This is a genomic window from Flavobacterium sp., assembly GCF_049318325.1.
In the GTDB taxonomy this organism is placed as follows: Bacteria; Bacteroidota; Bacteroidia; order Flavobacteriales; family Flavobacteriaceae; genus Flavobacterium.
In genome coordinates, this window is the sequence record NZ_JBMOGQ010000020.1 from 1 (window position 1) to 26,085 (window position 26,085).

Sequence of the window (26,085 nt, forward strand, 5' to 3'; positions counted from 1 at the left end):
TTTAATTTATTCTTACTTCCCACAAACTTAATTTTTTGCTAAAATTAAGAAAATATAAACTATCCAAAATCTTTTTTAATTTGCAATGTTAAAAGCGTAATTTCACTACTTGAAAAATTCTGTAAAAAATATTCTTGTTGCTCCGTTAAATTGGGGCTTAGGTCATGCTACACGATGTATTCCTATTATTCGCGAATTGGAAAAAAACGGGTTTACACCCTTACTAGCTTCCGATGGTGTGGCTTTGCAACTGCTTCAAAAAGAATTTCCACATTTAAAATCGTTGGAATTGCCTTCTTATGAAATTGAATATACCAAAAACGGCGAAGATTTTAAATGGAAACTTATCAAAAACAGCCCTAAAATGATTGAAGCTATTTTTGCTGAAAAGAAAATAGTCAAAAAATGGATTGCCGAATTCGATTTACAAGGTATTATTTCGGATAATCGTTTAGGAGTTTATAGTAAAAAGATTCCGAGTGTTTTAATTACGCATCAACTCAATGTATTGTCTGGAAAAACAACATGGATTTCTAGTAAGTTACACCAATATTTTATTAAAAAATTTACCGAATGTTGGATTCCGGATAAAAAAGAAAACCAAAACCTGACTGGGAAACTTGGGCACTTGAAAAACAGCTCACTAAATCTAAAATATCTTGGTCCGTTAAGTCGATTAGAGAAAAAAGATTTGCCAATTAAGTATGATTTGATGGTTATTCTTTCAGGGCCGGAACCGCAGCGGACTTTTTTGGAACAGAAACTTAGTAAGGAAATTCTATCGTTTAAAGGGAAAACACTTTTCATCAAAGGCATAATTGAATCTGAACAAAAAATAGATCAAGACGATAATGTGACTTATTATAATTTCATGACTTCGGCAGAAATTGAAACCGCTTTTAACGAAAGTGAAATAGTGCTCTGTCGTTCTGGTTATACTACTGTAATGGATTTGGCGAAATTGCAAAAAAAAGCATTCTTTATCCCAACGCCGGGACAATTTGAGCAGGAATATTTGGCAAGAAGATTAAAAAGAAATGGCTTTCTTCCTTACGCAAAACAAGATGATTTTAAAATAGAAAATTTATCTGAAGTTTTGGAATATAGAGGTTTGCCAAAACTTATCAAAGAAATTGACTGGAAACAATTATTCGTGCTTTTCGAGCGTGAATGAAAATTCAGAACCATTCCCAAATTCACTTTCTACATAAATTTTCTCGCCGTGTGCTTCGATTATGTGTTTCACAATGGAAAGTCCTAGACCGGACCCGCCTTCACTTCGTGCGCCGCTTTTATCAACTCTGAAGAAACGTTCAAAAAGTCTCGGAATATTTTGTTTTTCAATTCCTTCTCCGTTATCTCTAATTCTTACAATGATTTTATCATCCACTAGATCTTCAATTGTCACTTCAGTTGTTCCGTTTTCTTTACCGTATTTTATGGAATTCATTATCAGATTTGAAAGCACTTGTTGTATTTTTTCCTGATCGGCAAAAACATTTATTGCTTTGTTGTACTTACTATCAAACATTAGTATGATATTCTTTTTATCTGCAACCATTTCGAGCAAATCGAAAACACTTTGCACCAAATCAACAATGTTAAACTTTGATAATTCAAGGTTAACATCGCCCATTTCGAGTTTGGAAATCATGTCCAAATCTTCCACTATATAGACTAGTCTTTCTACCCCTTTTTCAGCTCTTTCCAAATATTTTTTTCGTATTTTTTTATCATCCATCGCTCCATCAAGCAAAGTTGATAAATAACCTTGCACCGTAAACAAAGGAGTTTTAAGTTCGTGAGAAATATTACCAAGAAATTCTCTTCGGTATTCTTCACGCACTTTAAGCGTTTCTATTTCGAGTTTTTTATCGGTAGCAAATTTTTTAACTTGCTTAGTTAAGGTTTCCATGTCGGTAGTAACTGGATGACTTCGAAATGACGTAGATTCTAAAAGTGAAACATCGTCATAGATTTTTTTAACTCTTCTGTATATAAACCGCTCAACGCGATATTGGATAACAAAAAAGGAAAATATAGCAATCGAAACTGCAAAAACAAGTATAATTGACAATGAAAATTCATGGAAAACCCATAACAAAACAGCAAGAAAACTTGTAGAAAAAGCAGTAATATAGGATGTTGAAACTAAAGCAAACCTGTAGGTTTTCTTGAATTTAATTTTCATTTACACTTCTAATTTATAGCCAACTCCTTTGATGGTCTTAAATAAATCATCCCCAATTTTTTCACGGAGTTTTCTAATATGAACATCTATAGTTCTACCTCCTACGATGACTTCATTACCCCATACTTTATCTAAAATTTCTTCACGTTTGAAAACTTTTCCAGGTTTTGAAGCTAAAAGATAGAATAGTTCGAACTCTTTACGAGGAAGAACAATTGCTTTATTGTCTTTAATGATTTTATATTCTTCTCTATTTATTTCTATGCCACCAACATTAAGTGTTTCTGAAGTATGTTCATCACTTTTTAATCGACGAAGTAATGCTTTGACTTTACTTACTAATAATTTTGGTTTGATAGGTTTGGTGATATAATCATCGGCCCCTGCGTCAAAACCAGCTACTTGAGAATAATCCTCACTTCGTGCCGTTAAAAAGGTAATGATTACGCTACTCAATTCTGGCAATTTTCGAATGTTTTCACAAGCTTCGATGCCGTCCATTTCGGGCATCATCACATCCATGATAATGAGTTGTGGCATCTCTTTTTTTGCTTTGGCAATAGCTTCTTTTCCGTTAGTAGCGGTTACAATTTGATACCCTTCTTGAGAAAGATTATATCCTACTATTTCCAGGATATCCTGCTCATCATCTACTAGTAAAATCTTGATGTCTTTTTTTTTCATAAGTGGACACAATTGTGTTTTGAATGTAAATGTAAAGATAATACAAAATGATTTGATTTTTTAGAATGGACTTAACTGTAATTTAATCTATTAACAATTTAGTAATGATGAAAGAACAAAATGGTAATGCTAATGTAACGCACCCTTGTATATTGCGCTCGTTCCTTTGTACCAATATAAAATACCCTCAATCAAATTAAATTTACATTGATTTATACTTTTTTACTTGAAAAACTTCTTGTTTTTTTGCAAAATCCGAGCCGAAGATGAACGGTGCAATGATAAACAACGGAACTATTAGAGTAACGTTAACAGATAAAGATTTAAATAATGATAGTTTGCCTTATCAGATGATAGGGCAGAACTATTTGCGGTAATTACTGAAACTACAACAGCTAGAGGAAATGGATCTGCCATTCCATCATGGGCAATAGGTTGGACAACAGGATTGTAATAAATTTGATTAAATATGTTAAAATATCCCGAGTTTTTCGGGATATTTTTTTTTGGTACACTATTTGAAAAGTTTTTTATATATATTTGTAACAACCAAATTGAAGTCATGGTAAAAAATTACTTTATATTAATCCTATTACTTATGTTTTCCCTTGTTGGCTTTGCCCAAGAAGGAAAGCAACCTAGCGAAGTTCTTGGCTTTTATCCTAATCCTGTTAGTAGCGGAAAAATTTACATTACCTCAAAAACTTCTTTAGATAAAGAAATCACAATATTTGATGTTCTTGGAAAAAAAGTGTTACAAACTACTATTTCATCCCGCGAATTGAATATTGCGACTATCCCCCCTGGTGTTTACATCATAAAAATTACAGAAGGAGACACAACCGCCACTAGAAAACTAATTATCAGATAGTTTACTCCCTTTAAAATAATTAAAATTTAATCATTTTTTTACTTTCTTTTATTCTACAATGCAAATTTGTATTTATATTTGTAGACTAATTAAATTTTAAAAAAAAATGAAAAAAATTTACTCTTTGTTATTACTAGTGATTAGTTGCACTTCTTTTGGACAAACTATTTACTCAGAAAATTTTGGAACTCCTACAGGAACAACATTAATTTCAGCATATAGTGCTGGTACAGCTCCTGCAACATTTCAAAACTCATCACCAATTGTTTATACTGGCTCTGCTGATATTAGAATAACCGGTGTTTCTTCTGGTTATTCTGGAGCTTCTGGTAACGGTAATGTGCTAATTAATGCAATTGCTGAATTCATTCAAATTGATAATATTAACACTTCCGCTTATTCTACTTCTAATCTTCAACTTTCTTTCGGAATCAATACACCAACTGCGGTAACTAATCTATTAACTGTAGAAGTAAGTACAAATGGCACTACATGGACACCTGTTACTTATACACCATCGGGAATTAATTGGACTTTGGCTACAATTACTTCTGGGATTCCATCTTCAACAACTCTTTCAATTCGTTTTACATCAACTACTGCGTTACAATTCAGACTTGATGATATTAAAGTTGTTAATTTCAATCCGACTTGCACTTTAGTTCTTTCTACTCCTACTGCTGTATGTAGCGCTATAACTTTAGGAATTGATACATACACAGTTACAATTCCATACACAGGAGGAACCGCTGGTGCCTATACTTTCACACCATCTTCAGGAACAGTTGGCGGAGATAATCCTGCTACTGTTCCGGCTGGAAACATTGTGGTTAGTGGCATTCCTGAAGGAACTGGATTTACTTTAAATATCACAAAAGGTTCTTGTTCATTTGATGCAACTGCAGTTCCTCCTCTAGAATGCAAACCAGCAAGTGCTTTGCCATACTACGAGCCATTTGCCTATGCAGAAGCAAGCTCTCTTGGTTCTAGTCAACAATGGTCAAATGTAAATACTGGTGACAATATTATTGTTGCCGGCGGAAATTTATTACCAGCATACTCTGGTTTAAATCCTAGTACTACTGGATATGCCATTTTTGATGGAGCCGGAATTGACTGTTCTTCAGCTTTTACTTCAACAACTTCAGGAACTATATACTATTCATTCATTATGAATATCAATACGATGGCTGGTGTTACTGATGTTAATGGAGGCTATTTTGCTACATTCGGTTCAGGCTCTTCTACTTTTGGCGGAACTTTATGGACTAAAAGAGTTGATGATGGAGTTTACAACCTTGGACTGGAGGTAAGAACTGGAACTGCTGCAAATACAACGTGGACTAATGATGCTTATACTGCAGGACAAACTGTTTTTGTGGTTGTAGGCTACACATTTGGCGATCCTAATACAGCCTCTGATGATACCGTTAACCTTTGGGTTAACCCAACTATCAACGGAGCACAACCAGCGGCAACAATTACTGACACACATACAGGAACAGATTTAACTTCTATCTCTAACTTCATCTTAAGACAAGACAGCGCAACCGAAACTCCATCTATGAGCGTTGACGAATTAAGAATCGGAACTACATGGGCTCAGGTTACTAATGGTACATTGGGAACAAACCAAAATACAATTGCCGGTTTAAGAATGTATCCAAACCCTGTTTCTAACGGAACATTATTCATCGAAACTTCAGCAAACGCTGAAAAATCAGTAACTGTTTTTGACGTTTTAGGAAAACAAGTTTTAAACACTACAACTACTAACAATACAATCAATGTTGCTAGTTTACATACTGGAGTTTATATTGTAAACATTACTGAAGAAGGAAAAACAGCTTCAAGAAAATTAGTTATTAAATAATTAATTTTTTAATGATATCTAAAAGCTCTAACGAAAGTTAGGGCTTTTTTATTTTCATTACTTTTGCATTCATTCTGAACTTGTTTCAGAATCTCAATATATGATTTCTGACCAAGACATATTTACCATTTCCTCCCATAAGCAATTTGAAAAAATAGCTTTGAAAGTCTTTCGTTTTCAATACGAAAACAACTTGGTTTATAAAGAGTTTTGTGATTTTTTAAAAGTGGAAAAACAATCCGTAAAAACACTACAGCAAATTCCATTTCTGCCGATTCAGTTTTTTAAGAATCATAATGTGGTTTCGAATACAAATGAAATTCAGGAAACATTCACCAGCAGTGGAACAACCGGAATGATTGCCAGCAAGCACTTGGTTACTGACGTTTCTCTATACGAACAAAGCTATCGAAACGCCTTTTCTGAATTCTACGGAAACATTGAAGATTATGCAGTTTTGGCTTTGCTTCCATCCTATTTAGAGCGCAGTGGTTCGTCTTTAATTTATATGGTAAAAGATTTAATCGAACTTTCCAATAATGAACACAGCGGCTTTTATCTTCATAATTATGATGATTTAATTAGCAAACTTGTTGAGTTAGATAATGCTGGACAAAACATACTCCTCATTGGGGTAACTTATGCTTTATTGGATTTAGTGGAGAAACAAAAATACGAGCTAAAAAACACCATAATTATGGAAACGGGCGGCATGAAAGGAAAACGAAAAGAATTGATACGCGAGGAATTACATGAAATCTTATGTGATGGTTTTGGTGTTCAAAATATCCATTCTGAATATGGTATGACTGAACTTTTATCACAGGCCTATTCTCTTGGCAACGGAATTTTCGAATGTCCGGCTTGGATGCAAATCTTAATCCGCGATACCGAAGATGCTATGACTTATGTATGCAATGGGAAAACCGGCGGAATTAATGTTATTGACTTAGCCAATATCAATTCGTGTTCTTTTATTGCTACACAAGATTTAGGTAAAAAATATCCCAATAATTTCTTCGAAGTATTGGGACGTTTTGACAATTCTGATATTCGTGGGTGTAACCTGATGTTTATTTAACTCGTATCACAAAATAATTTTTCTTTCCGCGTTGCAATAATACAAACTGATTGTTAATCAAATCTTTTGAAGTCAGTTGAAATTCTTCTGTTACTTTTTCTTTGTTAACCGAAATCGAATTCTCTGCCAAAGCACGTCTCGCTTCACCATTTGATTTCAAAAATCCTGATTTCTCATTTAGCACATCCACAATGTTAATTCCTTCTGAAATGACATCTCTTGAAATTTCCGCTTGCGGAACGCCATCAAAAACTTCTAAAAAAGTAGCTTCGTCTAAAGTTTTCAAATCATCAGCCGTAGCATTTCCAAACAAAATATTCGATGCCTGAATCGCTTTATCCAATTCTGCTTTTCCGTGAACTAATATCGTAACTTCTTCGGCCAATCTTCTTTGTAATACACGTAAATGGGCCGCTTCCTTATGTTCTGCAATCAAAGCATCAATAATGCCTTTATCTAAAAACGTAAAAATCTTAATGTATTTCTCCGAATCTTCATCGGAGGTATTTAACCAAAACTGATAGAATTTATAAACCGAAGTCTTATCAGCATCCAACCATATATTCCCACCTTCTGATTTGCCAAATTTTGAACCGTCTGCTTTTGTAATTAATGGCGTTGTTAAGGCAAATGCCTTAGCTTCGGTATTCGGATTCATTCTGCGTACTAACTCAGTTCCAGTCGTAATATTTCCCCATTGGTCAGAGCCGCCCATTTGCAATACGCAATTGTAATGCTTGTGCAAATGATAAAAATCGTATCCTTGTATCAATTGATAAGTAAACTCCGTAAATGACATTCCGTCTCCGGCTTCACCAGACAAACGTTTCTTCACCGAATCTTTCGCCATCATATAATTAACTGTGATTCGTTTTCCAACTTCACGAGCAAAATCGATAAACGAAAATGACTTCATCCAATCGTAGTTGTTTACCATAATTGGTGCATTTGGTCCAGTTTGATTAAAATCTAAAAAGCGTGATAAAACGCTTTTAATTCCAGCCACATTTTTTGCCAATTGCTCCTCAGTAAGCAAATTACGCTCATCCGATTTTCCCGAAGGATCACCAATCATTCCGGTGGCACCACCAACCAAAGCAATCGGTTTGTGTCCAAAATTTTTCAAATGTAAAAGTAAAATAATTTGCACCATGCTCCCTATATGCAACGAATCGGCTGTTGGGTCAAAACCAATATATGCGGTTGTGACTTCCTTAAGAAGTTGTTCTTCGGTTCCCGGCATGCTATCCTGGTATAAGCCACGCCATTTTAATTCTTCTACAAGATTCTTCATGGTAATCAATTTGGAGCAAAGATAAACAGAATTAGGAATTTTGGAAGCGAATGGCTCGGGATTTATAAGCAATCCGTTTTCCTGCTTTACACAGTATCTTTTTGTCACATCGAGCGCTGTCAATGTGATATTTCACCTAAGACAAAAATGATACTTGTTGCAATCAGGGCTAAAAGATAGACTTAGTTTCTATTTGTAAACTCAAAAAAATCTCAAATCTTAATTCCTAATTCGTAAATTCGCTACATGATATTAGTCACAGGCGGAACAGGATTAGTCGGAGCACATTTGCTGCTTCATTTGGTTGAAAGCGAAGATTCAATTCGGGCAATTTACCGACAGGCTGATGCCATCAAAAAAACAAGATCTCTTTTCCAATTATATCAAAAAGAACATTTATTTACAAAGATAGATTGGGTTCTAGCTGATATCATAGATGTTCCCTCACTGCCTATTGCATTTAAGAATATTGATTATGTTTATCATTGTGCTGGTTTAATCTCATATGATCCAAATGATGAAGAGTTACTTCGGAAAATAAATATAGAAGGTACAGCCAACATTGTCAATTTTTGTATCGACAATAAAATTAAAAAACTCTGCCATGTGAGCTCAATAGCTGCATTAGGGGACCTTGCCTACCGGCAGGCAGGTTTATCTCATGAAAATGAGGTTACTGAAGATACTGAATGGAATCCAGAAGCTCCTCATAGTGATTATGCCATTTCAAAATATGGTGCCGAAATAGAAGTTTGGCGCGGACAACAAGAAGGCTTGGAAGTTGTAATTGTTAATCCAGGTGTGATATTGGGGTCAGGCTTCTGGAATCAGGGAAGTAGCTTGTTTTTCAGTGCTGTAAAAAATGGATTCCCATTTTATACAAATGGTTCTACCGCTTTTGTTGGCGTAACCGATGTTGTGAAAATTATGATTCAATTGATGAAAAGCAACATTTGTGGTGAACGCTTTACGATTTTGGCCGAAAACATTACTTTCAAAGAAATTATTTTTTTAATTGCTGAAAATCTTAAGGTAAATAAACCTAAAATTGAAGCAAAACCTTGGATGACAGCAATAGGTTGGCGATTCGATTGGTTTGTTTCTACTTTTTTTGGAACTAAAAGAAAGCTGTCGAAATACAGTGCAAATTCGTTACATTCATCCGATTATATATCAAATAAAAAAATAAAAAATCCCGAAGTTTCGGGATTGACTTTTGAGTTCCAAAGTATTGATAGCGTGATTAAAGAGGTGACTATTTTACAAAAATAATTACTGCACTTGTGGTGTATCCGAATTTAAAGTACTATTTGTATTAGGCTGAAAATCCTGACGATTTTTATTCCCATCGGCATCAATTTTCAAAGTTTCTTCACTCAGTTTTTCTTTAACTTTTTCAAACATCTTTTTATATTCATCAATATCAGAAGCATAATATTTATTGCTTTTAGAAAATTGAACGCTGTCTATTTTATATTTTTTATAAATATAATCGTATGCTATTTCACTTGTTATGCCACCATTAATGTTTTGAATTTTGATGGCTTCCAATAAAGAAATGTCATATAATATAGCTACCATTTTGTCTTTCTCAATAAGGTTTTTAGGCTTTTCAACCGAATTGCTATTGCAGCCGAAAGACATAATAATTAAACCAAAAAGCAACCATTTTTTTCTCATGCTTCAATATTTTTTAATAAGGAGTTCTTGAACCTACGGTTCATATTCAAATTTTTATCTGTCAAAAAGCAAACGCTTACCAACAGGAATCTCTTTTACTTTAAAATTTTGATAAACCAATTCGCCATTAACAAAAGTATGTGTAATTCTTGATTTAAAAGTATATCCCTCAAATGGCGACCAACCACATTTGGCCAGTATATTTTCTTTTTTAACACTCCATGGTAAACCTGGATTTACAATAACTAAATCAGCATAGAATCCTACTTTAATAAAACCCCGCTTTTCAATTTTAAATATCTTCGCTGGATTGTGGCACATTTTTTCTACAATTTTTTCTACCGAAATCTTCCCTTGATGATTAGCTTCAAACATTGCAACCACAGCATGCTGAACCAATGGCCCACCTGAAGGTGCTTTCGTGTATACTTGTTGTTTTTCTTCTAAAGTATGCGGTGCATGATCAGTAGCAATTACATCAATTCTATCATCCAAAAGGGCTTCCCAAAGTGCTTTTCTGTCATCAGAAGATTTAACAGCTGGATTCCATTTAATAAGATTGCCTTTAGTATCATAATCTTCATCCGAAAACCAAAGATGATGAATGCAAACTTCGGCCGTGATTTGTTTCTCTTCTAATGGAATTTTATTGGTAAATAAATCCAACTCTTTAGCGGTAGAAAGATGAAAAACATGAAGTCTGGCTCCAGTTCGTTTTGCTAAATCAATAATTTTTACAGTCGATTTATAGCAGGCTTCTACACTTCTGATTTCCGGATGGCATTTAACAGGAATATCATCTCCAAACTGTAATTTATATCGTTCTAAATTTTCTTTTACTGTTGTCTCATCTTCACTATGAACGGCAATTAATAATTTTGTGTTAGATAATATTTTTTCCAATGACTCTGAACTATCAACCAACATGTCGCCTGTTGATGAGCCAAGGAATAATTTCAAGCCCGCAACATTTCTTGGATTTGTTTTAAGAATTTCTCCTAAATTATCATTTGTTCCGCCCATCATAAATGAATAATTGGCATAGGATGTTTTGGCGGCAATTTGATATTTTTCTTCTAAAATTTCTTGGGTAACTGCATTTGGAACTGTATTAGGTTGTTCTATATAGGAAGTGATTCCACCAGCAACAGCGGCTCGGCTTTCAGAAGCAATGTCGCCTTTGTGAGTTAAACCTGGTTCACGAAAATGCACTTGGTCATCAATAGCTCCCGGAATTAAAAAGCTTCCTTCAGCATCAATAATTTTACAATTGGAAAGTTTTGGACTAATGCTTTCAGCGATTTCAACAATAAATTCGTTTTCAATCAAAACATCACCTTCAAAAATGGATCCTTCGTTTACAATTTTAGCATTTTTAATTAAAACGGTATTCATTTTATAATTGATTTAAAAACTTTTTAAGCCTCAAAGAAATAACTCCAAAAATAGCTTCCTTAATAATAGAACCACTCATTTTGGATTTGCCTTTTGTTCTGTCTGTAAATATGACTGGAACTTCCTGTATATTAAAATTTTTGGAGAAAGCTCTGTATTTCATTTCAATTTGGAAAGCGTAGCCAATGAATTCTATTTTATCTAAATTTATTTTTTCCAATACTTCTCGATGATAACAAATAAATCCGGCTGTAGCATCCATGATTTTCATTCCGGTAATCATTCGCACATAAATCGATGCAAAATAAGAAAGCAACACTCTACTCAATGGCCAATTTACCACATTTACACCTGTAACATAACGCGAACCAATGGCTACATCTGCACCGTTGGAATAACAGGCATCATAAAGTTTTACTAAATCATTTGGGTTGTGTGAAAAATCGGCGTCCATTTCAAAAATATAATCGTAATTATGCTTTAAGGCCCACTTAAATCCGTGAACATATGCTGTTCCTAGACCTGATTTTTTCTGTCTTACTGATAAAAACAATTTGTCTTGAAATTCGCTTTGTAATTCGATAACTTTTTCAGCTGTTTTATCAGGTGAATTATCATCAACAATTAGAACATTAAACGTTTTATTTAACGAAAATACAGCTCGAATAATATCTTCGATGTTTTCAATTTCGTTGTAAGTTGGAATAATTACAATACCTTCATTCATAGTAAGTGCCGTCAAACTTTGTTGCAAAAATAAACTTTTTATCAGCGCACTATCTTAATAATTATATAATAATTTTAAGAAATAAAAAATTAGTAATTTTGTCAGGATTATGATAGAAGCTGTTTTACAACCAAGAATTTTAGAACCTAAAGATTGGGCGACTTATTTGTTTGTTTTTTCTTTTGTTTTAATCGCAATTAGCAAGACTGCATTTGAAACTCGGTTTAGCGAATTTCTGAGAATTTTGGTTTCGGATAAATACATCAAAGTATACAAAGACACTTCTCACCTGATGAGTGGTTTTACAATATTGTTGTTTATTGTACAGATTATTTCGTTTTCTTTTTTCATTCAATTGGTACTGACTTCTTTTGGTTATGTTTCTAAAACGGATTGGATAATTTATATCCGGATATTTACCTTTTTTGGAATATTTGTGCTTTCAAAATTTTTAATTGAAAAGATTGTGGCCACTATATTTAACATTGAAGAATTTGCCGAACAGTTCAATTTACAAAAAGTCAGTTACCGAACTTTTATCGGATTGATTTTACTGCCGATTAACATTTATTTGTTTTATAATAATACCCCGTCTAATATTTTAATTTATTGCACAATTGCTGTGATTTTAATAATTAATTTGGTTTCTTATTTGGTTTCGCTGAAGATTTATCAAAATTTGCTTATCGGTAAGTTGTTTTATTTTATTTTGTATCTTTGCGCTCTTGAAATAGCGCCCTACTATTTTATATATTATTTGATTACAAAAATTTAGCACATTAGAATGTCCAATTTGAAAGTGAAAACAATTTTGGTGTCACAGCCAGAACCAAAAGTAGAGAATTCACCTTATTTTGAATTACAACAAAAGCATAAGGTAAAGATTGATTTCCGACCATTTATACACGTAGAAGGTGTAAGTGCAAAAGATGTCAGAGGTCAAAAAATTGACCTGAATAACTTTACGGCTATCATATTAAACAGCAAAAATTCTGTGGATCATTTTTTTAGAGTGGCTGAAGAAATGCGTTATAAAGTTCCAGAAGATTTAAAATATTTTTGCCAGTCAGAAGCGATTGCTTTTTATCTACAAAAATATGTGGTTTATAGAAAACGTAAAATCTACGTCGGTCAAAAAGACTTTATTGATTTGTCTCCGTTAATTAAAAAATACAAAGACGAGAAATTTCTTTTACCAGCTTCTGACCAATTGAATTTTGATGTTCCACAAACATTGAATAATTTAAAAGTAGATTGGACTCAAGCCACTTTTTACAAAACAGTAATGAGTGATTTATCCGATTTGGCTGATGTTTATTATGATGTTTTGGCATTCTTTAGTCCAACAGGAATAAAATCATTGTTTAAAAATTTCCCTGACTTTAAACAAAACAATACACGTATCGCTGTTTTTGGAAGCACTACTCAAAAAGAAGCTTTAGAGCATGGATTACGTATTGATATTTTGGCGCCAACTCCAGAAACACCATCTATGACGATGGCTTTGGAAAAATATATTGCCGACGCCAACAAAGGAAAATAAAAAAATATCCTCATAAAAAAAGCCATTCTCAATTAAGTGAATGGCTTTTTTCTTTGGTTAGGTTTGTAAATTATAATTGTGGTCCAGATTTTACCAAGTTTTTACCTTGTTCATTATCAGTATATTGTTCGAAATTTTTTATAAAAAGTGAAGCTAAATCATTGGCTTTTGTATTCCAATCCGATACTTTATCATACGTATCTCTTGGGTCTAAAATAGATGAATTTACATCATGCAAAGATGTTGGAACTTCAAAATTGAAAATTGGAACCATTTTAGTTTCTGCATTTTCGATTGAACCATCTAAAATAGCATCTATAATAGCGCGAGTATCTTTTATCGAAATACGTTTTCCTGTTCCGTTCCAACCTGTGTTAACCATATACGCTTTGGCTTTGTTTTGCTCCATTTTCTTAACCAATTCTTCTGCATATTTTGTTGGATGCAATGTTAAAAATGCTTTTCCAAAACAAGCGGAGAACGTGGGTGTTGGTTCTGTAATTCCGCGTTCTGTTCCTGCTAATTTAGCTGTAAATCCAGAAAGAAAATAATATTTAGTTTGTTCAGGTGTTAATTTTGAAACTGGCGGCATTACTCCGAAAGCATCTGCAGTAAGGAAAATAACTTTATTGGCATGACCTGCTTTTGAAACCGGTTTTACAATATTATGAATATGATAAATAGGATAAGAAACTCTGGTATTTTGAGTTACAGATGCGTCTTTAAAATCAATTATTCCGTCAGCATCAACCGTAACATTTTCTAACAGCGCATCTCTTTTAATGGCGCCATAAATATCTGGTTCATTTTCTCTACTTAAATCTATAGTTTTCGCATAGCAACCTCCTTCAAAATTGAAGACTCCTTCATCGTCCCAACCGTGTTCATCATCACCTATTAATTCTCGTTTTGGATCTGTAGACAAGGTAGTCTTTCCTGTGCCTGAAAGTCCGAAGAAAACCGCAACATCACCTGTTTCTCCTTTATTTGCAGAACAATGCATAGATGCAATTCCCTTTAATGGCAAATAATAATTCATCATCGCAAACATTCCTTTTTTCATTTCGCCGCCATACCAAGTCCCACCAATAATTTGAATTTTCTCTGTTAAATTAAAAGCGATATATACTTCAGAGTTTAATCCATAGTCTGCAAAGTCTTTGAAAGACGTTTTGGAACCATTCATCACAATAAAATCTGGTTCTCCAAAATTATCTAATTCGGCTTGCGTTGGGCGAATAAACATATTAGTTACAAAATGTGCCTGCCATGCCACTTCCATAATGAAGCGAACTTTTAATCGTGTATTTTCATTGGCGCCACAAAAGGCATCAACAACGTATAATTTCTTTCCTGATAATTGCTTGATAGTATTATCTTTTAAAGCATTCCATGTATTTTGTGTAATCGGCTTATTGTCGTTTACTGCTTTGTCAGAATTCCACCAAATAGTATCTTCGGTAATGCTGTCTTTTACAATGTATTTATCTTTTGGTGAACGTCCAGTAAAAACACCTGTCATAACATTTACAGCTCCAAGCTCTGTTAATTGTCCATTTTCAAAGCCCTGTAAATTTGGATTTAATTCCTCATCGTATAACTTTTCGAATGTTGGGTTCTGAATTATTTCTTGAGCATTTTTAATCCCATATTTTTCTAACGAAATCGATTTCGTAATTTGAGCGTAGTTATCCATAGAAATTAGTTTGTGTTGTATTATGAATTAGATTGCAAAGGTAAAAATTAAATTTTAGAAACTATTTTTTCTTGAAATATTATCTCTTTGATTTCCAAATATTCCAAAGAAAAATACTCCAACCCGCTATTAAAAAGGCTCCGCCAATAGGCGTGACAATGCCAATAAATTTAAAATCGACTCCTGTTATTGCTTTTGTGGTTAGCAAATAAATAGAGCCCGAGAAGAAAAACACTCCAAAAATCACCAATTGAAACACCGTTTTTTTTACTTTTTCATTAAGGAAAGTGTTAATACCCAAAAACAACAAAAAAAGAGCGTGATACATTTGATATTTTACCCCTGTTTCAAAAGATCCTAATTGTTCTATAGACAATTGTTTTTTTAAAGCATGAGCGCCAAATGCTCCTAAAATTATTGCTGTTATTCCTATCAAAGCAGCAAGGCTTGTTATTTTTCTTTCCATATTTAAAGTATTTACTAAATCACAAATTTATTCGTTATCTAAATACTAATAAAGAAATTTCACGTTTCTTTTGGTATGTGAACCATTTTAAACATTTATTTTTGCAACATAAATTTACGTTTATGAAGAAATTACTATTTATACTTTACTCATTTTTTGTTTTCTGTTCTTTCACAAAGGTTAGCAGCCAAACCATAAAACCAAGAGAAAAATTGGTTTTTGCTGGCTCTTACAATATGAGTGGTTTGATGACGCAATTGGCACAAGTTACTATGTCGACAGAAAATGTTACTACTGCCAAAAACACCTATTTACATTTGAGTTGTGAATTATCGACCTATAGTAAATGGGATTCGTTTTTCAAAATCAGAGATTTATATGAATCGTATGTAAATCCGTCAACTTTAAAACCAAGTTTATACAAACGAAATATAGACGAAGGTGGTTGGACTAAAAAAGAAAAATACGTTTTCAAGGAAAACTCGGTTAACAGCACTTCGAAGAAAAAAAACACCCCAGAAACTCAAAATACTTTTACTATTGGTGGATCAACACAAGATGTAATTTCACTTTTGTATAAAGTGAGAACCATGGATTTGTCGAAATTCAAAGTAGGGCAAACGCAATCTTTAATGATTGTTTTTGACGAAAAACAAATTCCGGTTACCCTAAAATACATGGGTAAAGAAACTGTTTCTGCCGGAAATTTGGGTAGCAAAGAATGTTACAAACTATCGATTGGCGCAAAAACAGATGCCTTAAAGGGGAAAGATAAAAACCTGATTTGGCTTACCGCTGATAATAAAAAAGTTCCAACATTGCTAAAGTTTAGTATTCCAGTTGGAACCGGAAAATTAACGCTAACCTCAGCAACTGGAATCTAATCATGAGAAAATTACTAGTTGTTTTAGCAATAATTTTTACAGCACTTGCAATTATTTTTTCGGCTTTGCCACTTGATACTATTGCTTTTTTACCTATTGGTTTGGCAATGGTGTTTTGTTTGCTATTGCTTAAAAAATCGTTAGTTAATCAAAAAAAACTACCTAATATTTTACTGCTTTTATGTGTGGTTTCTTCCTTATTTGTTTTAGGTAAATCGCTTTTGGTGAAGGATCAAGTGGTTAAAGATTCCAAATTTGAAAAAGAAAAAATTGAAACTAAAAAAGAAGCTAAAAAGGAGCTCGAAGAGCTAGAAAAAGATTTGGAATAAAAAATATCAGTATGAGAAACATTTTAATCATAGGTGCCGGACGTTCAGCATCTTCCTTAATAAAATATCTTTTGAGAAAATCTGCTCAGGAAAACTTAAAAGTAACCATAGCTGATTTATCTATAGAATTAGCCAGAAGAAAAACATACAATCATCCTAATTCAAATCCAATTGCTTTAGACATCAATGATGTTGAACAACGCCGTGCCGAAATTCAAAAAGCAGATATCGTTATTTCGATGTTGCCGGCACACATGCATATTGAAGTGGCAAAAGATTGTGTGACTTATAAGAAAAATATGGTCACGGCTTCTTATGTTTCGGATGAAATGCAAAGTTTGGACGAAGCAGTAAAAGCTAACAATTTGGTTTTTATGAATGAAGTAGGACTCGATCCCGGAATTGATCACATGAGTGCCATGAAAGTGATTCATGAAATTGAAGCTAAAGGCGGTAAAATGATTTTATTCGAATCATTTTGTGGTGGTTTAGTAGCTCCCGAATCAGATAATAATCTATGGAATTACAAATTTACTTGGGCACCTCGAAACGTAGTCTTAGCAGGTCAAGGTGGTGCTGCTAAATTTATTCAAGAAGGCAAATACAAATATATTCCGTATCACAAATTATTTCGCAGAACTGAATTTTTTCATGTGGAAGGTTACGGAAAATTTGAAGGTTATGCCAATCGAGATTCTTTAAAATATAGAAGTATTTATGGTCTAGATGATATACTAACTTTATATAGAGGAACTATTCGTAGAGTTGGTTTTTCAAAAGCGTGGAATATGTTTGTACAATTAGGAATGACGGACGACTCTTATGTTATGGAAAATACAGAGACAATGAGTTATCGAGATTTTATCAATTCCTTTTTGCCCTTTCATGCATCGGATTCTGTAGAATTAAAAACCCGAATGGCGCTTGGCATTGAACAAGACGACATTATGTGGGACAAATTAATGGAACTCGATATCTTTAATCCGAGTAAGATTGTTGGTCTTAAAAACGCTACTCCGGCACAAATATTAGAGCGCATCTTAAACGACAGTTGGACTTTACAACCTGATGACAAAGACATGATTGTGATGTACCACAAATTTGGCTATGAAATTAATGGTGAGCGAAAACAAATAGATTCTAAAATGGTGTGTATTGGTGATGACCAAATTTATACCGCTATGGCAAAAACTGTTGGATTACCTGTTGCAATAGCAACTTTGCAAATTTTGAATGGCAACATCAAAACCCCTGGTGTTCAATTGCCAATAAAAAAAGAAGTATACGAACCTATTTTGATAGAACTAGCAGCACATGGCATCGTTTTTAATGAAACCGAAATGCCTTATGTGGGTTACAATCCTGATAAGTTAGAAGGGAATTAATTCTCTTTGAAGCTTATATCAGGGCTATTTAGTGATAGTCTTTTATTAAATCAGTAGTCAATTACACTTTTCGCTGATACTTTAAAACAATATTTCTATTTTTGCTTTAAATTCATTACTTATGAAGATAAATCAGCTACAAATAGAAATTGATGGCATTGATAAAGAAATCCTCAGGGATTTAATGGAAGATGCCCGAAAACCCATATTGCAGATTGCCAATAAAATCGGAATCTCTGGCGCAGCAATCCACCAAAGACTACGTAAATTGGAAGATGCTGGCGTAATTGCCAGTTCAAAACTTATGGTAGACAACAAAGTTTTAGGCTATAAAACCATGGCGTTTATTGGAATATATCTCGACAAAGCTTCGAGCAACGCTGAGGCAGTAAAAGAACTTAAGAAAATTCCAGAAATATTAGAATGTCACTACACAACTGGAAACTGGAGTATATTAATCAAAATTATTTGCCGCGATAACGAACATTTGATGCAATTGTTGAACAAAAAAATTCAGCCTATTGATGGTGTCTCTAGAACCGAAACCTTTATCTCTTTAGAACAACAAATTGAAAGACAGATTCAGTTATAAATAACATCCTTCTCGTCTTTTAAAACGAGAAAGATGTTCTAATTATTCTTCTCTGGAACCACCAAACACTTGTAAAGCCCAATATAACAAGGATGCTAAAGCTCCTATTGCAGCAACTACATAAGTTCGAGCTGCCCATTTCAAGGCGTCTTCTGCTCCGGCATATTCTTGTTGACTCAACATGTTTTTATTTTTTAACCAAGCCAAAGCTCTGTTACTAGCATCGTACTCTACCGGCAACGTGATAAAACCGAAGGCAGTTGCAATTGCCATCAATACCAAACCAATTACCGCTATATAAAATCCGAAAACAAAACCTGAAGCAGCACCCAAAATCAATCCGCCAAAGATTAACCATTGCGATAAAGTAGAAGAGACATTCACAATCGGCACTAATTGAGATCGCAATTGCAACATATTGTATGCTGTTGCGTGTTGCACTGCATGACCGCATTCGTGAGCCGACACTGCTGCTGCCGAAGCATTTCTTTGATTGTAGACAGACTCGCTTAAGTTTACGGTTTTGTCTGTAGGATTGTAGTGATCCGTTAATTGTCCTGGCGTGGAAATGACTCTGACATCATAAATACCATGATCATTGAGCATTTGTTGGGCAATTTCTGCTCCGCTTAGACCATTTCGCAAATGAACGTGTGAGTATTCATCAAATTTACTTTTCAGTTTTGAACTTACTAACCAACTTACTAAAGCAATGGCACCTATTAAAATATAATATCCTATCATGATTTGAAATTTTTAATTTCTAGAATTAGTCAAAATATGCGCCATAACAAAAGTTATGACAGCTTGTCATTACATAAAAGTAATACCAAATACGAAACGGTTATTTCTTGATTCGCCTATATTGTTTATTACACTTCCAAATTCTGAATCGTATCTTCCACGGGTCAAGGCAAACTCATAGCCTAAATTTAATTTGACTTTCCAATCGGATTTTCTGAAAAAGTAGAATGAGGTTGATGGACCAAAATAGAACATGGCATTTGTAAAATTAACATGCCCACTATTGTTATTTGGTTCTAAATCATTTAAGTCGATAGTATTATTTTTGTTAAATATATCATACTCATTTCCTGTATAAGCTACTGATAATCCTGTAGTAAAGGCAAATTTTTCGCGGTCTACAAGATTATAATGAACTCTTATACGAGAGTTGAAGCCCGTTTGTTTTGTTTTATTTACTCCTTTATCCGATTTTGAATATAAAAACCCAAATTCTGCATCGCCAGAATATTTTTTCCAGAAATAATTTAAACCAAATACAAAGTCGGGAATAGAAGTTTTCAACTCTGGAAGGTTTGAATTTCTTAATTTTTTGTTCAAATTAAAATCACTATTAAATGATACATTTCCACCATAATAAATTGAAATTTTTTTTCTTTTTTCTTAATAGTATCGATTACTTTTTCTTGAGAATAAGTTACTAGAGTTAGTGTCATAAATACAAATAGGTACACATTTTTCATATTCTTGATTTTACATATTTCCAAAAATAAAAATAGAAATTGATACTCAAATTTGGTTTAACTTTTTGTTGGCAAATGATAATTAATATAAAAAAAAGATAATGAAAGAGTAAAAATACTTTCCCATTATCCTTTTGTATTGTTTAAATACCTAGACTATCCAACCAAGTTTATCACTTTTCCCGGAACGATGATTATTTTATTTGGAGTTCTTCCGTCTAATTGTTTGATAGTTCTTTCGTCAGCCAAAACAATTTCCTGAATTTGCGGTACGGTTAAATCTAAAGAAAGTTTAATTGTGAAACGCATTTTTCCGTTGAAGGAAACCGGATACTCTTTTTCCGATTCTACTAAGTATTTCTCTTCACAAATTGGAAAAGCAACTGTTGAAATTGAACCTTCGTGTCCCAATTGGCTCCATAATTCCTCAGCAATGTGCGGTGCATAAGGCGAAATTATGATTGCCAATGGTTCCAATATTTTTCGGTGGTGACATTTTAGTGTTGCCAATTCATTCACACAAATCATAAACTGGGAAACGGAAGTATTGAACGAGAAATTCTCGATGTCTTCGGTAACTTTTTTAATGGTTTTGTGTAATGATTTGTACATTTCGGATGTTGGTTCTTCCTCGGTAATATTCAAACCAGTAGTATCATCAAAATACAAACGCCACAGTTTTTTCAGGAAACCGGATACTCCGGTGATTCCTGCAGTATTCCATGGTTTGGCTTGTTCTAAAGGTCCAAGGAACATTTCGTATAAACGCAGTGTATCCGCACCATAATCGCTACAAATATCATCTGGATTAACCACATTATATTTCGATTTGGACATTTTTTCAACTTCGCGGCCTACAATGTGTTTTCCGTTTTCTAATAGGAATTCGGCGTCTTTATAATCAGAATATAATGGATGCTTTTTGAAAGCTTCAATATCTAGTTCATTGGTGATGTCATTGATAACAGCTAAGTCAACATGGATTGGATGGACTTTCTCTCCAGCAATCAATCCTTTTGAATAAAGTTTTTTGGAATCTTCACTTCTATAAACAAAAGCACTCATCCCCAAAATCATTCCTTGATTAATCAGTTTTTTGAACGGTTCTTCGGTCGGCGCGTAGCCTCTGTCTTTTAGGAATTTGTTCCAAAAACGAGAGTATAATAAATGTCCCGTTGCATGCTCGCTTCCACCTATATATAAGTCAACGCTTTCCCAATATTTCAAAGCATCGTTGCTTGCGAATTCGGCATCGTTTTGCGCATCCATGTATCGCATCCAGTACCACGAACTTCCTGCCCAACCCGGCATGGTGTTTAATTCTAAAGGGAAAATTGTTTTATTATCAATCAACTCGCAACTCACAACTCGCAACTCTTTAGTATCCCAAGCCCAATTAGTAGCATTACCTAATGGAGGTTGACCGTCTTCGGTTGGAAGGTATTTCTCCACTTCCGGTAAAATGATTGGCAAATGTTTTGAGTCAATCATTTGCGGTAAACCGTTTACATAATAAACCGGAAATGGTTCTCCCCAATATCGCTGACGAGAAAAAACAGCATCGCGCAAACGATAATTGGTTTTGCCATTGCCATGACCGATTTTTTCTAAAGAGTAGACTATTTTTTCTGTTCCTTGTTTATAATCCAAACCATTTAATATATCAGAATTTACTAATTTAAATCCGTCTTTGGCCGTAAAAGCTTCTTTTGAAATATCCTGATTGAAAATATTCTTAATTACCGGCATCCCCTGTTGTCCTTTGAAATGATTAGCAAAGGCATAATCTCTTTCATCGCCACAAGGTACAGCCATTACAGCGCCCGTTCCATAACCAGCCAAAACATAATCGCCAATCCAAACCGGTATGGGTTCTTTAGTAAATGGATGCTCTACATAGGCACCAGTAAAAACACCCGATATAGTTTTTACATCGGCCATTCTCTCACGTTCGGAACGTTTTGCCGTAGCTTCCACATAAGCATTAACCGCTGCTTTTTGTTCTGGTGTGGTGATTACAGAAACCAATTCGTGCTCGGGCGCCAATGTGATGAAAGTTACTCCGAATATTGTATCTGGTCTGGTTGTGAAAACATCAATGGTTGACGGTTCTCGGTTGTCGGTTATCGGCAAAAGATTGAATGAAACCGATGCACCAACCGATTTTCCTATCCAATTTCTTTGAGACTCTTTTATAGACTCACTCCAATCAATAGTTTCTAATCCTTGTAATAGTCTTTCGGCATAAGCTGAAATCCGCATCGACCATTGTGTCATTTTTTTACGAATAACAGGATGTCCACCACGTTCAGAAACTCCGTTTACAATTTCATCATTTGCCAAAACAGTACCTAAAGCCGGACACCAGTTTACTTCGGTCTCTGCCAAATAAGTCAATCTGTATTTTAGAAGAATTTTCTGCTGCTGCTCTTTTGAAAAACTGTTCCATTCTGAAGCCGAAAATTTTTCAACCCCATCATCGCAAACCAAGTTTACCATTTGGTTTCCTTCTGTTTCAAAAATTCTGATTAAATCATTAATATCATATGCTTTTTGATCGACTTTGCAATAGTAAGAATTGAATAATTGAATAAAAATCCACTGCGTCCATTTGTAATAATCGGCATTTGAAGTACGAACTTCTCTACTCCAATCGAACGAAAAACCAATTTTGTCTAGCTGCTCTCTGTAGCGCGCAATGTTCTCACGAGTTGTTTTTTCTGGATGTTGCCCTGTTTGTATAGCATATTGTTCAGCAGGAAGTCCGAAAGAATCATACCCTTGTGGATGCAATACGTTAAATCCTTTGTGACGTTTGAAACGTGCCACAATATCGGAAGCAATATAACCCAACGGATGACCCACGTGTAGTCCGGCTCCGGAAGGGTAAGGAAACATGTCTAGCACGTAATATTTTGGTTTGTCGGGATTATTAGATGCAGCAAAAGTTTGGTTTTTAGCCCAATATTGTTGCCATTTGGCTTCGATTTTTTCGTGGAAATACTTCATTTATAGTTTATGGTTTGTGGTTTGTGGTTTGTGGCTACTTTGTTAACTATTAACTATGAACCTTAAACTATAAACCTTAAAATCGTTGGCAAATTTACATTTATTATAATAAAGTTAAAACTTTGTACGTTATAAAGAAGAAAAACAATTTTCTTTATTATTTTTACCACATCAAAATAATATTTATGTCGGCATCATTCGAAAAGTTTCAGAAACGCAGAGTTATTACTTCCTATTTTTCGGTCGTGTTGAGTATCTTTTTAGTGTTGTTTTTATTAGGGATTTTGGGCCTTTTCGTTATCAACTCTAAACGATTATCAGACAATTTTAAAGAAGAAATTGCCATGACAGTTTTCTTTAAAACTGAAGCTACCGATTCTGTTATTAAGGCATTTAACAGTGAATTAAAAACCGCAAAATTTGCTAAATCTTTTGAATATGTTTCTAAAGAAAAAGCGGCAGAGAAGCATATGAAAGTAATTGGTGAGGATTTTATGCAGTTCTTGGGTGTAAATCCGTTGCAGAATTCTTTTGACATTCACCTTAAAGCCGATTATGTTACGAATGAAGGTATAGCTAAAATTGAAAATCGTCTTCGAAAAAATGATATGATTGCCGATATCGTTTATGATAAACAACTCGTGACTTTGGTCAATGACAATATCAAAAATATCAGTATGTGGATTTTGATTGTCAGCTGTGTTTTTGCATTAGTTTCGGTACTGTTAATTAATAGTTCATTGCGTTTATCTATTTATGCAAACCGATTTATAATTAAAACCATGCAAATGGTTGGCGCAACAAAATCATTTATCAGAAAACCGTTTATACAGCGTAGCGTTTACTTAGGATTAATAGGTTCGGCATTAGCCATAGTTGCTTTGATAGGCGTATTAATTTATATCCAAACTACTTTCCCAAGTCTTGGTATTTTGGAAGACAAATTAGCCATTGCTATAGTGCTTGTTGGAGTTCTTGTATTAGGTGTTGTAATTGCATGGATTAGTACTTTCTTTGCTACGCAACGATTTTTGAATTTGAGAACAGATGATTTGTATTAGAAAGAGAATAGATAATAGACGATATGAAAAATAACGAGCAGAAACCAGATTTTCTTTTTGAAAAGGTAAATTATAAAATCCTATTAATCGGTATTGCGGTTATTTCCATAGGATTTATTTTGATGAGTGGAGGCGGAAGCGATGACCCAAAAGTTTTTAGCGAAGCTGTCTTCAGTTGGAGAAGAATTAGATTAGCACCAACTGTTGTTTTAATTGGTTTTGGAATTACGATTTATTCTATCTTTAAGAAAAAGTAATTAGTGATTAGGTAATACATGATTAGCAAAAATCTCTCGATTACTATACAAAATACTAATTACTAATCACTGAAAAATATGGATTACATTCAAGCCGTAGTGCTAGCTATCATTGAAGGAATAACCGAATTTCTCCCTATTTCTTCTACAGGTCATATGATTATTGCTTCGTCATTTTTTGGTATTGCCCATGACGATTTTACCAAATTATTTACGGTTGTTATTCAACTTGGCGCCATCCTCTCGGTGGTTGTTTTATATTTTAAACGCTTTTTTCAGACTCTTGATTTTTACTTTAAGCTACTGGTTGCATTTTTTCCTGCGGTTGTTTTCGGATTGCTTTTTAGCAAAAAAATTGATGCATTATTAGAAAACCCTGTAACTGTTGCGGTTTCATTAGTACTTGGTGGAATCATATTATTAAAAGTTGACGATTGGTTTACAGATAAAGAAGAGACTCAGAAAACTGAAAAAATTAGTTATGCTACTGCTTTTAAAATCGGTTTGTTCCAATGCTTGGCTATGATTCCTGGTGTGTCCCGAAGTGGAGCGAGTATCATTGGCGGAATGTCTCAAAAATTATCAAGAACGACTGCTGCTGAATTTTCTTTTTTTTTGGCTGTACCAACCATGCTTGGCGCTACTATCAAGAAATGTTACGATTACTATAAAGACGGTTTTGTACTATCGAACGAGCAAATTAATTTGTTGATTATTGGAAACGTAGTTGGATTTATAGTAGCGATGTTAGCTATAAAATCCTTTATCGGATACTTATCTAAACACGGATTTAAAATGTTTGGTTATTATCGAATTATTGCTGGTTTAGCCACACTGATTATTCATTTCTGGATTTTAAAATTAACAACAATTTAATGACTGGCGAAGACTATTTAAACGGTCAAATCCTATTGATTGATAAACCTTTAAAGTGGTCTTCTTTTCAGGCTGTGAATAAATTGAAGTATATTTTAAAACGAAAATACAATCTTCCAAAAAAATTCAAAATCGGTCATGCTGGTACTTTAGACCCATTGGCAACTGGTTTACTTATAGTTTGTACCGGTAAATTTACCAAAAGAATTACTGATATTCAGGCGCAAGCAAAAGAATACACTGGAACGATTACTGTTGGAACTACAACACCTTCCTATGATTTAGAAACCGAAGTTGATGCTACTTTTCCAACAGAACATATTACTTCTGAATTAATTCAGGAAACGGTTAAACAATTTTTAGGCGAAATCGACCAAAAACCACCCGTTTTTTCAGCCATAAAAAAAGATGGAAAACGTTTGTATGAACATGCCCGTGCAGGAGAAGAAGTTGAAATTGCCTTCCGAAAAACAACAATTCATGAGTTTGAAATTACACGTATCGCTCTCCCTGAAATTGATTTTAGAGTTAAATGTAGTAAGGGAACTTATATTCGTTCACTAGCTTTTGACTTTGGAAAGGCCATGAATTCCGGAGCACATTTATCGGTTTTACGCAGAACAAAAATTGGAGATTTCTCTGTTGAAAACGGAATTATGCCGGAAGAGTTTGAGCAGCAGCTAAATCAATCTTAAGCATCAAAT

The 26,085-nt window shown here is 34.0% G+C and carries 26 protein-coding genes; 15 read left to right on the top strand and 11 right to left on the bottom strand.

Annotated features, from left to right (window positions below):
* Window positions 1–109: 109 nt before the first annotated feature.
* A complete protein-coding gene (locus ACOYLP_RS03495) occupies window positions 110–1,174 on the top strand; it encodes a glycosyltransferase (RefSeq protein ID WP_422854786.1) in 1,065 nt (354 codons plus the stop codon).
* Here the strand turns inward: ACOYLP_RS03495 and ACOYLP_RS03500 are convergent.
* Window positions 1,148–2,191, bottom strand: coding sequence for a sensor histidine kinase (locus tag ACOYLP_RS03500; RefSeq protein ID WP_422854787.1), 1,044 nt, complete (start codon window positions 2,189–2,191; stop codon window positions 1,148–1,150). The two genes, ACOYLP_RS03495 and ACOYLP_RS03500, sit on opposite strands and share 27 nt — an antisense overlap.
* Complete coding sequence (locus ACOYLP_RS03505) at window positions 2,192–2,875, bottom strand: response regulator transcription factor (RefSeq protein ID WP_422854788.1); 684 nt, start codon at window positions 2,873–2,875, stop codon at window positions 2,192–2,194.
* 562 nt (window positions 2,876–3,437) lie between these two features.
* Here ACOYLP_RS03505 and ACOYLP_RS03510 point away from each other — a divergent pair.
* The 3 genes from ACOYLP_RS03510 to ACOYLP_RS03520 all read left to right on the top strand — a co-directional run bounded on the left by ACOYLP_RS03510 (window position 3,438) and on the right by ACOYLP_RS03520 (window position 6,700).
* Complete coding sequence (locus ACOYLP_RS03510; protein WP_422854789.1) at window positions 3,438–3,746, top strand: T9SS type A sorting domain-containing protein; 309 nt, start codon at window positions 3,438–3,440, stop codon at window positions 3,744–3,746.
* Between the two features lie 106 nt (window positions 3,747–3,852).
* Window positions 3,853–5,619, top strand: coding sequence for a T9SS type A sorting domain-containing protein (locus ACOYLP_RS03515; RefSeq protein WP_422854790.1), 1,767 nt, complete (start codon window positions 3,853–3,855; stop codon window positions 5,617–5,619).
* 67 nt (window positions 5,620–5,686) lie between these two features.
* Window positions 5,687–6,700: an acyl transferase gene (locus tag ACOYLP_RS03520; protein ID WP_422854809.1), complete on the top strand. Its 1,014-nt coding sequence runs from the start codon at window positions 5,687–5,689 to the stop codon at window positions 6,698–6,700.
* Here the strand turns inward: ACOYLP_RS03520 and tyrS are convergent.
* A complete protein-coding gene (gene tyrS / locus ACOYLP_RS03525; protein ID WP_422854791.1) occupies window positions 6,693–7,994 on the bottom strand; it encodes a tyrosine--tRNA ligase in 1,302 nt (433 codons plus the stop codon). The genes ACOYLP_RS03520 and tyrS overlap by 8 nt on opposite strands.
* A gap of 246 nt (window positions 7,995–8,240) precedes the next feature.
* Here tyrS and ACOYLP_RS03530 point away from each other — a divergent pair, with 246 nt between their 5' ends.
* Complete coding sequence (locus ACOYLP_RS03530) at window positions 8,241–9,266, top strand: NAD-dependent epimerase/dehydratase family protein (RefSeq protein WP_422854792.1); 1,026 nt, start codon at window positions 8,241–8,243, stop codon at window positions 9,264–9,266.
* On the opposite strand, the gene ACOYLP_RS03535 is transcribed toward ACOYLP_RS03530, so the two are convergent.
* The 3 genes from ACOYLP_RS03535 to ACOYLP_RS03545 are packed head-to-tail and all read right to left on the bottom strand — an operon-like array spanning window position 9,267 to window position 11,796.
* On the bottom strand, window positions 9,267–9,674 hold the full coding sequence (locus ACOYLP_RS03535) for a DUF4296 domain-containing protein (RefSeq protein WP_422854793.1): 408 nt from the start codon (window positions 9,672–9,674) through the stop codon (window positions 9,267–9,269).
* 54 nt (window positions 9,675–9,728) lie between these two features.
* Window positions 9,729–11,069 carry a dihydroorotase gene (locus ACOYLP_RS03540; RefSeq protein ID WP_422854794.1) on the bottom strand — a complete coding sequence of 447 codons (1,341 nt, stop codon included), beginning with the start codon at window positions 11,067–11,069 and terminating at the stop codon, window positions 9,729–9,731.
* A 1-nt stretch (window position 11,070) separates the two neighbouring features.
* Window positions 11,071–11,796, bottom strand: coding sequence for a polyprenol monophosphomannose synthase (locus ACOYLP_RS03545; RefSeq protein ID WP_422854810.1), 726 nt, complete (start codon window positions 11,794–11,796; stop codon window positions 11,071–11,073).
* A 109-nt stretch (window positions 11,797–11,905) separates the two neighbouring features.
* On the opposite strand from ACOYLP_RS03545, the gene ACOYLP_RS03550 reads away from it, so the two are divergent.
* Window positions 11,906–12,571, top strand: a complete 666-nt coding sequence (locus ACOYLP_RS03550) for a DUF4271 domain-containing protein (protein ID WP_422854795.1) — start codon at window positions 11,906–11,908, stop codon at window positions 12,569–12,571.
* Window positions 12,572–12,589: 18 nt separating this feature from the next.
* Window positions 12,590–13,339, top strand: coding sequence for a uroporphyrinogen-III synthase (locus tag ACOYLP_RS03555; RefSeq protein ID WP_422854811.1), 750 nt, complete (start codon window positions 12,590–12,592; stop codon window positions 13,337–13,339).
* A 70-nt stretch (window positions 13,340–13,409) separates the two neighbouring features.
* On the opposite strand, the gene pckA is transcribed toward ACOYLP_RS03555, so the two are convergent.
* The gene (gene pckA, locus ACOYLP_RS03560) at window positions 13,410–15,035 is read right to left on the bottom strand and encodes a phosphoenolpyruvate carboxykinase (ATP) (RefSeq protein WP_422854796.1); all 1,626 of its coding nucleotides are present in this window, start codon (window positions 15,033–15,035) and stop codon (window positions 13,410–13,412) included.
* Window positions 15,036–15,114: 79 nt separating this feature from the next.
* The gene (locus ACOYLP_RS03565; protein ID WP_422854797.1) at window positions 15,115–15,501 is read right to left on the bottom strand and encodes a DUF423 domain-containing protein; all 387 of its coding nucleotides are present in this window, start codon (window positions 15,499–15,501) and stop codon (window positions 15,115–15,117) included.
* A 122-nt stretch (window positions 15,502–15,623) separates the two neighbouring features.
* On the opposite strand from ACOYLP_RS03565, the gene ACOYLP_RS03570 reads away from it, so the two are divergent.
* The 4 genes from ACOYLP_RS03570 (at window position 15,624) to ACOYLP_RS03585 (ending at window position 18,691) form a co-directional block, all read left to right on the top strand.
* Complete coding sequence (locus tag ACOYLP_RS03570) at window positions 15,624–16,385, top strand: DUF3108 domain-containing protein (RefSeq protein WP_422854798.1); 762 nt, start codon at window positions 15,624–15,626, stop codon at window positions 16,383–16,385.
* A 2-nt stretch (window positions 16,386–16,387) separates the two neighbouring features.
* Window positions 16,388–16,714, top strand: coding sequence for a hypothetical protein (locus ACOYLP_RS03575; RefSeq protein ID WP_422854799.1), 327 nt, complete (start codon window positions 16,388–16,390; stop codon window positions 16,712–16,714).
* An 11-nt stretch (window positions 16,715–16,725) separates the two neighbouring features.
* The gene (locus ACOYLP_RS03580; protein ID WP_422854800.1) at window positions 16,726–18,099 is read left to right on the top strand and encodes a saccharopine dehydrogenase family protein; all 1,374 of its coding nucleotides are present in this window, start codon (window positions 16,726–16,728) and stop codon (window positions 18,097–18,099) included.
* Window positions 18,100–18,220: 121 nt separating this feature from the next.
* A complete protein-coding gene (locus tag ACOYLP_RS03585; RefSeq protein WP_422854801.1) occupies window positions 18,221–18,691 on the top strand; it encodes an Lrp/AsnC family transcriptional regulator in 471 nt (156 codons plus the stop codon).
* A 42-nt stretch (window positions 18,692–18,733) separates the two neighbouring features.
* On the opposite strand, the gene ACOYLP_RS03590 is transcribed toward ACOYLP_RS03585, so the two are convergent.
* The 3 genes from ACOYLP_RS03590 to leuS all read right to left on the bottom strand — a co-directional run bounded on the left by ACOYLP_RS03590 (window position 18,734) and on the right by leuS (window position 23,187).
* The gene (locus ACOYLP_RS03590; protein ID WP_422854802.1) at window positions 18,734–19,435 is read right to left on the bottom strand and encodes a zinc metallopeptidase; all 702 of its coding nucleotides are present in this window, start codon (window positions 19,433–19,435) and stop codon (window positions 18,734–18,736) included.
* A gap of 69 nt (window positions 19,436–19,504) precedes the next feature.
* Window positions 19,505–20,035, bottom strand: a complete 531-nt coding sequence (locus tag ACOYLP_RS03595) for a hypothetical protein (RefSeq protein WP_422854803.1) — start codon at window positions 20,033–20,035, stop codon at window positions 19,505–19,507.
* Window positions 20,036–20,334: 299 nt separating this feature from the next.
* A complete protein-coding gene (leuS, locus tag ACOYLP_RS03600; RefSeq protein WP_422854804.1) occupies window positions 20,335–23,187 on the bottom strand; it encodes a leucine--tRNA ligase in 2,853 nt (950 codons plus the stop codon).
* 185 nt (window positions 23,188–23,372) lie between these two features.
* Between leuS and ACOYLP_RS03605 the strand changes: the two genes are divergently transcribed.
* The 4 genes from ACOYLP_RS03605 to truB all read left to right on the top strand — a co-directional run bounded on the left by ACOYLP_RS03605 (window position 23,373) and on the right by truB (window position 26,076).
* Complete coding sequence (locus ACOYLP_RS03605) at window positions 23,373–24,248, top strand: cell division protein FtsX (RefSeq protein ID WP_422854805.1); 876 nt, start codon at window positions 23,373–23,375, stop codon at window positions 24,246–24,248.
* A 23-nt stretch (window positions 24,249–24,271) separates the two neighbouring features.
* Complete coding sequence (locus ACOYLP_RS03610; protein WP_422854806.1) at window positions 24,272–24,505, top strand: DUF3098 domain-containing protein; 234 nt, start codon at window positions 24,272–24,274, stop codon at window positions 24,503–24,505.
* Between the two features lie 78 nt (window positions 24,506–24,583).
* Window positions 24,584–25,381 carry an undecaprenyl-diphosphate phosphatase gene (locus ACOYLP_RS03615; RefSeq protein WP_422854807.1) on the top strand — a complete coding sequence of 266 codons (798 nt, stop codon included), beginning with the start codon at window positions 24,584–24,586 and terminating at the stop codon, window positions 25,379–25,381.
* Complete coding sequence (gene truB, locus ACOYLP_RS03620) at window positions 25,381–26,076, top strand: tRNA pseudouridine(55) synthase TruB (RefSeq protein ID WP_422854808.1); 696 nt, start codon at window positions 25,381–25,383, stop codon at window positions 26,074–26,076. Before ACOYLP_RS03615 ends, truB begins: the two co-directional genes overlap by 1 nt.
* Window positions 26,077–26,085: the final 9 nt, after the last annotated feature.